Origin of the sequence: Enterococcus mundtii (genome assembly GCF_002947535.1) — a bacterium.
GTDB lineage: Bacteria > Bacillota > Bacilli > Lactobacillales > Enterococcaceae > Enterococcus_B > Enterococcus_B mundtii_B.
In genome coordinates this window covers 1-5,379 of record NZ_PUAP01000045.1, presented here as the reverse complement: position 1 = coordinate 5,379, position 5,379 = coordinate 1, and the positions used below count along the sequence as shown (strand labels likewise).

Genomic DNA, 5,379 nt, shown 5'->3' with positions numbered 1-5,379 from the left:
ATTAAAGGCATGGAAGCCATCCGAGGATTATATAAGAAAACCCGAAAAGAAGGCACTCTCTTCGGGTTTTCGGTCTGTACTGAAATCAAGATATTATTGGGAATCCCAGCTTAAATCATAGATACCGTAAGGGATTTTATTCTTTATTTAAAACTTTGCAACAGAACCGTTCGTCGAAAGTTCTCATTGGTTGAGGATAGGCATGTTCAAAACAATCAGTCCGATATCCTTTTAATCCAGTTGCTGCACTATATAAAAAATTTCATCATAGTTTCGCCCTAGTCGTTCCAAAGATTCGATGACAAAAATATCCTTCTTCCTTAAAAAATGAAGTTCTTTTTGCAATTATTCTCGTGAGGTCTTCTTTTAACTACATAAAATTGTAACCACTGGTTTTAAGAGTAGTGTATCATCCCAAATCATATAATTAATTGACTGCGATTGTTATAAAACTCACGGTAAGCCATATAACTAGCAATAAACGAAGAAATCGCAGTAACTGAAATCAACATAAACATCACAACAATTTGGTAACGAATCGCTTGAACAGGATCAATTCCCGCAAAAACCAACCCTGACATCATACCTGGTAGGCTGACAAGTCCAACCGTTTTTGTTTGGTCAATTGAAGGAGCCATGCCCGTTTTGACGCTTTCTCTTACAATACTCATGGACGCTTGTTTTTTATTGGCTCCCAATGCCAATTTTTCCAATACCTGTTGGCGTTGGTCCGTAAATTTTGAATTCAAAGACCGATAGGTCACTCCAATCGCAGTCATGGCGTTGCTGGCAATCATGCCTGTAATTGGAACGATTTGGGAAGGGGACCAGTCAATGACTCCTGAAAAAACAAGAATGAGTAAGGACAAGGCTGTTCCTACTCCAATAGCCGTCGTTGAAATTTTAAAAGAGCGGTTGATCCCCTCACTGCGTGTATGGGCGTTATAAGAAGCGTTGAACACAATGAACAAAACCATCGCTAAAGTGAGAAAGTTGTTATCCACTCGTAATACGTAGCTCAATACATATCCAATAAGGAATAATTGAACGACAGCGCGAATTCCCGCAATAAAAATGTCGTTTCCTAATCCCAATTTCTCTTTGTAATCAATCAACAAGGCAACTATCAAGAGGACAGAGGATAAAAGCAAAGAAAGATTACTGATTTCCAAATTGTTTGTCATTTCGATTCCTCCATTTTTCCACCTTTGATAGTAATCAGACGAGAAGCTTGGTCGATTTCTTCCTGGTTGTGAGTGACGGCCAACACCGTAGTTTGTTGGTCTTTCATCATGTCTCGGACTAAATCAAGGACAATCGCTCTGTTTTCTTGGTCCAATGAACTGGTAACTTCATCCAGGAGCAACACTTTCGGTTGATACATCAAATTTCGGACCAATGCAACCCGTTGTTTTTCCCCTCCTGATAGTTCCTTGACCTCTTTCGATAAGTAAGTTTCAGGTATTTGAACTCGTTCTAACAATTTTTTTGCACGTTCCCGATCAAATCCTTCTTCTCTTATGCGGGCAGGAAAAGACAAGTTCTCTTGAACTGTCTCATCGAATAGAGAAGCGTTTTGAAAGAAATAAGAGACTTCTTTTCTATACTCCACAGGATCGATTTTTTGCAGATCCGTACCTCGATAATAAATTTTTCCGGAAGTTGGGGAAAGCAGCGTACCAATTAATTTCAAAAGGGTACTTTTTCCACTTCCAGAAGGACCAGAAAAAACAATCACTTCCCCTTTGTTTACTGTAAAAGAGATATCTTGAAGGATTTGGTTTCCGTTTGCCTGAAAACCAACCTTCTCTAATTGAAACAATGAATCACTCATACCACATCTCTCCTTTATAAAAAAGCCCTGCACCAGTGGACCATCCATACGGGTGCAGGGCTTTTGTTTCATCCTAGTGTACCTCAGTGTTCGTTTGGATCGTTTTTGGCGTCTTCATGAGTAGGGTGAACCGTTCCTTCAAGGTGATCTGGACCAGCATAAATGGTATACAGTCTGAGCGGCTTATCACCGGTGTTTTCGATGTTGTGCCACATGTCCGCCGGAACAAATACGGCGTCATCATCCATCACTTTTTGTTGAACATGTAAGTTATCTTTAGAAGGCCCCATTTTACACACGCCTTCTCCTTCTTCAATACGGATAAATTGGTCAATGCCTTCGTGCACTTCCAAACCGATGTCATCGCCCGGTTGAATGGACATTACGGTGACTTGCAGTTTACTGCCTGTCCAAATGGTCGTCCGGTAATTATCATTTCCTGTGGTGGCGTCTTCAATATTAATGATATACGGCTTCTTCCCATGATCCTTGTAGTCTATTTCCATCTTCCATTCCTCCTAGTCTTTGTACTGAAACAATGATACCTACTTCTTATTTATAATAATTCTAATTAATGGTACCACATCTAAAATTCTATGCAAAAAAATTGGCTTTTTGGAGAGCGATTCTAAACAAAGACCATATAATGCGCAATTACAATTGGTACCCCTTAATCCTCAGCACATAAAGGAAAAAATATGGAATCAAAAAATAACCGATATGTACTCTGGTTATGACTTGAATCAGGGAGAATTTCAGAGACGACACATCATACTTTTTTAGTTTGCACTTGTAAACTAACTAGCGTACATTAAGTTTATGCTCACTATCAAGCGTTGTCAATCCTTTAGACTCTTATCAATTTCGAAAGAAAGTAGCAAGGTTATTGATTGTGACTGTAAAAGTGGGGTGTTCCTATAAGCACATTAAACTATCTTCTCTAATTTATCATGCTATTTAAATTCTGTTTTTTCATGAGAATTTTTGTCCAAAACTTGTTAAAATGATTTTAAAAAATACTTACATACACAATCCCCAAAAAACACTAATGTCATTTCAGTCAAAAAAGATACCGCAGAAAATTTCCACCTGAGATTCGATACGATATTACTCTCTTGACAGCCAGCTTAATTCCTTAGTTGAATAGATTATTAAAGTGCACAAAAAACAATGCGGCGTTTGTTATATTTTCTGGTATAAGCGACGGTGCTATAAACTTTTTTGCAGATTAAAAATCATATGAATTTAACTCCAGTAATAAGAGATTAAGTGCCAATGCATAAATGGAGGCATGTCCAGCACTATGCGAATGCTAAAACATCAATAGTACAGGAAATCATGAAAAGAGTGAATAGTAATAATGCTTAAGGAGAGTGTCATGTTTTCTTGGTTTGTTATAGGAGGTTATATCAATGAAAAATACAGTAGATAATTTGTCGAAAAGTAAAGTTATTTTAATGTGCGGCCCTGCGGGAGCAGGTAAATCAACACTAGCAAAAAAATTTGAAAGTACCGGGATGACAATACTATCTTATGATGAAGAATCATTCAAACGAGGTTTGAATGAACATCCTTTACCTCAGGAGGTTTTAGAAGATATTAAAACCTATCTTGATGAAAAACTAATTTCACTTATCATGCAAAACATTGATATTGTTCTCGATTATTCATTTTGGTCTAGAGAAATGAGAAATGAATATATTTCATTATTAAAGAAATACGACATAGAACCCAAAATCTATTATATAAAGACACCTAAGGAAGTTGTTATGGAACGTATTCGAAAAAGAAACGGAAATCATCAAAATGATATCATATTGACGGAGCAAACAGCTTCCACTTATTATGATCATTTTCAACCCCCAACTGATGAAGAAGGTGAAGTTATAGTAGTCGAGGGATATTAATATTGTGGTTTTAGGCATGGAAATTGTACTAGATGATAAGTTTTGTCAAATTTTTTGAAAGATATACTTCCAACAAGGGGATACCAGCTTCAGGTGATATCATTATTGTCATCTCAGAGCAGGGGGTAGTATTGATTCAGCCGGAAGAATAAGTGGCGATGCAATGAAGACGATGAATGCATTATTGAAATTACAGGAAAAAAACTTACTGAAATACGTTATGTTTATTCTTTTGACAACTCTACTCAATCATGATTATGCAATTAGACACGTTATTTTTTATCATGAATGGATATGTTCCCGTCTACCGATGGTGCTAAAAACGCAGTGAATATGTTTCCGAGAACGAACATACTCAAATGACATTCATTCTGTCCTCTCAAGCCACATCGAGTTGGTGGGATTGATAACAAGGGTGGAAAAGTAGAGGCTGGAAATGGCTTGATATAGCGGTATTTTGAGGATTTTGGAGAGTTGAGATTATTTCTTCTTCCATTTCTAAATCCAATGTTACTTGTTCTGATTCTGGTTCTGTTGGCTCATTTGGGATTAAATCCACTACTAGCGTTGAGTTAGTTAACTTTGCAATTTGTTCTAGTGTTTTTATGGTTGGATCTGATTTTCCTGATTCTATTCGTGAATAATTTGATCTACTCATTTCTAATTCTTGGGAGAATTTTTCTTTTGATTTGGTACCTCTCATCTTTTTTAAGTTTTCTCTAAATGCTAGTTCCAAGTTTCTCCCCCCTGTTTATGTAAATATTTTGCACGTTTTCCATTTAATTATATCGTTACACCTTGTAAATCACAAGTGATTAATCACAAATCACTTGTGATTAGTGATTTTAGCTTTTATCTTAATTTATCAACTGTTTAGAATATTAAGTATGCTATACTAATTAACGGCAACTTGCCCCGTAAGGGGGTGCTATTCATGGAACAAATTATCTCGTTAGTTATCGCACCACTTTTAGTGGGTCTAATAATCACATTAGTTGATCATTGGTTAGATGATTAGACGATAGCAAGCAAGTTGCTGTCTAACTCACACGCTTGTATTCGCAACAAGTGCAAAGAAAAGCCCGACCTACTCGCAATAGGTTGGGCTTTTGTGCTATTCATTAGAACTTATCTCGTTTCGCACATTCATTATAGCATGATTTCAAAATGAAGCCAAGTTGCTGATTCTATCTGTTGTTATTGGTGTTGCCTAGAACGATTCTAAGCACATGTTTAATTTTAAAGTGGGCAATTTTATCTTTAAAATGTCCTACAATGATTCAATAAAAGCATGGCTGCTAGTGAAACTTGCGACCATGCTTTTAAATTTACTTAAATTCTCTTTTTAAAAATGATTCCTGATCATAATACCATTAATGAACCTAGGACAGACAATGCAATATTTGCTGTTTCACCTGTTTTTGGTAAAACTTTCATTTTTCCGTCTAAACCTTTAACTGTAACTGTTCCGTCTTTTTGAACGTCTGCTCCAATTTCTTTAGCTTCAACTTTTTTTGTTGTTCCTATATTCAAAAATCATTTGACGATTAATTATTTTTTAGGTAGCGTATGTTTCAATAAACCAATTGAGTCTATCGTTAATAAGCTAAATAATCAGCGGTTCTGTTGCAAAGTTTT

Annotated in this window: 7 protein-coding genes and 1 pseudogene; 3 read left to right on the top strand and 5 right to left on the bottom strand. The window is 36.3% G+C overall.

The features are described from left to right. Positions 1–114, top strand: a pseudogene (locus CUS89_RS13740) (IS6 family transposase); the annotation flags it as partial. A gap of 305 nt (positions 115–419) precedes the next feature. Here CUS89_RS13740 and CUS89_RS13730 read toward each other — a convergent pair. The 3 genes from CUS89_RS13730 to CUS89_RS13720 form a co-directional block, all read right to left on the bottom strand. Then, the gene (locus CUS89_RS13730) at positions 420–1,184 is read right to left on the bottom strand and encodes an ABC transporter permease (RefSeq protein WP_002337614.1); all 765 of its coding nucleotides are present in this window, start codon (positions 1,182–1,184) and stop codon (positions 420–422) included. Further along, positions 1,181–1,834 (bottom strand): ABC transporter ATP-binding protein, encoded by a 654-nt coding sequence (locus tag CUS89_RS13725; RefSeq protein ID WP_002307505.1) that lies wholly within the window; start codon positions 1,832–1,834, stop codon positions 1,181–1,183. Before CUS89_RS13725 ends, CUS89_RS13730 begins: the two co-directional genes overlap by 4 nt. A gap of 83 nt (positions 1,835–1,917) precedes the next feature. After that, complete coding sequence (locus CUS89_RS13720) at positions 1,918–2,340, bottom strand: cupin domain-containing protein (RefSeq protein ID WP_002307506.1); 423 nt, start codon at positions 2,338–2,340, stop codon at positions 1,918–1,920. A 906-nt stretch (positions 2,341–3,246) separates the two neighbouring features. Between CUS89_RS13720 and CUS89_RS13710 the strand changes: the two genes are divergently transcribed. Continuing rightward, the gene (locus CUS89_RS13710; RefSeq protein ID WP_002337568.1) at positions 3,247–3,741 is read left to right on the top strand and encodes an AAA family ATPase; all 495 of its coding nucleotides are present in this window, start codon (positions 3,247–3,249) and stop codon (positions 3,739–3,741) included. A gap of 379 nt (positions 3,742–4,120) precedes the next feature. On the opposite strand, the gene CUS89_RS13705 is transcribed toward CUS89_RS13710, so the two are convergent. Further along, entirely contained in the window at positions 4,121–4,477 is a 357-nt protein-coding gene (locus CUS89_RS13705) for a helix-turn-helix transcriptional regulator (RefSeq protein WP_002337567.1), read from the bottom strand. A 198-nt stretch (positions 4,478–4,675) separates the two neighbouring features. Between CUS89_RS13705 and CUS89_RS13700 the strand changes: the two genes are divergently transcribed. Then, the gene (locus CUS89_RS13700; RefSeq protein WP_071869432.1) at positions 4,676–4,759 is read left to right on the top strand and encodes a type I toxin-antitoxin system Fst family toxin; all 84 of its coding nucleotides are present in this window, start codon (positions 4,676–4,678) and stop codon (positions 4,757–4,759) included. 344 nt (positions 4,760–5,103) lie between these two features. On the opposite strand, the gene CUS89_RS16545 is transcribed toward CUS89_RS13700, so the two are convergent. Beyond that, positions 5,104–5,274, bottom strand: a complete 171-nt coding sequence (locus CUS89_RS16545; RefSeq protein WP_104872539.1) for an LPXTG cell wall anchor domain-containing protein — start codon at positions 5,272–5,274, stop codon at positions 5,104–5,106. Between the last annotated feature and the right edge of the window lie 105 nt (positions 5,275–5,379).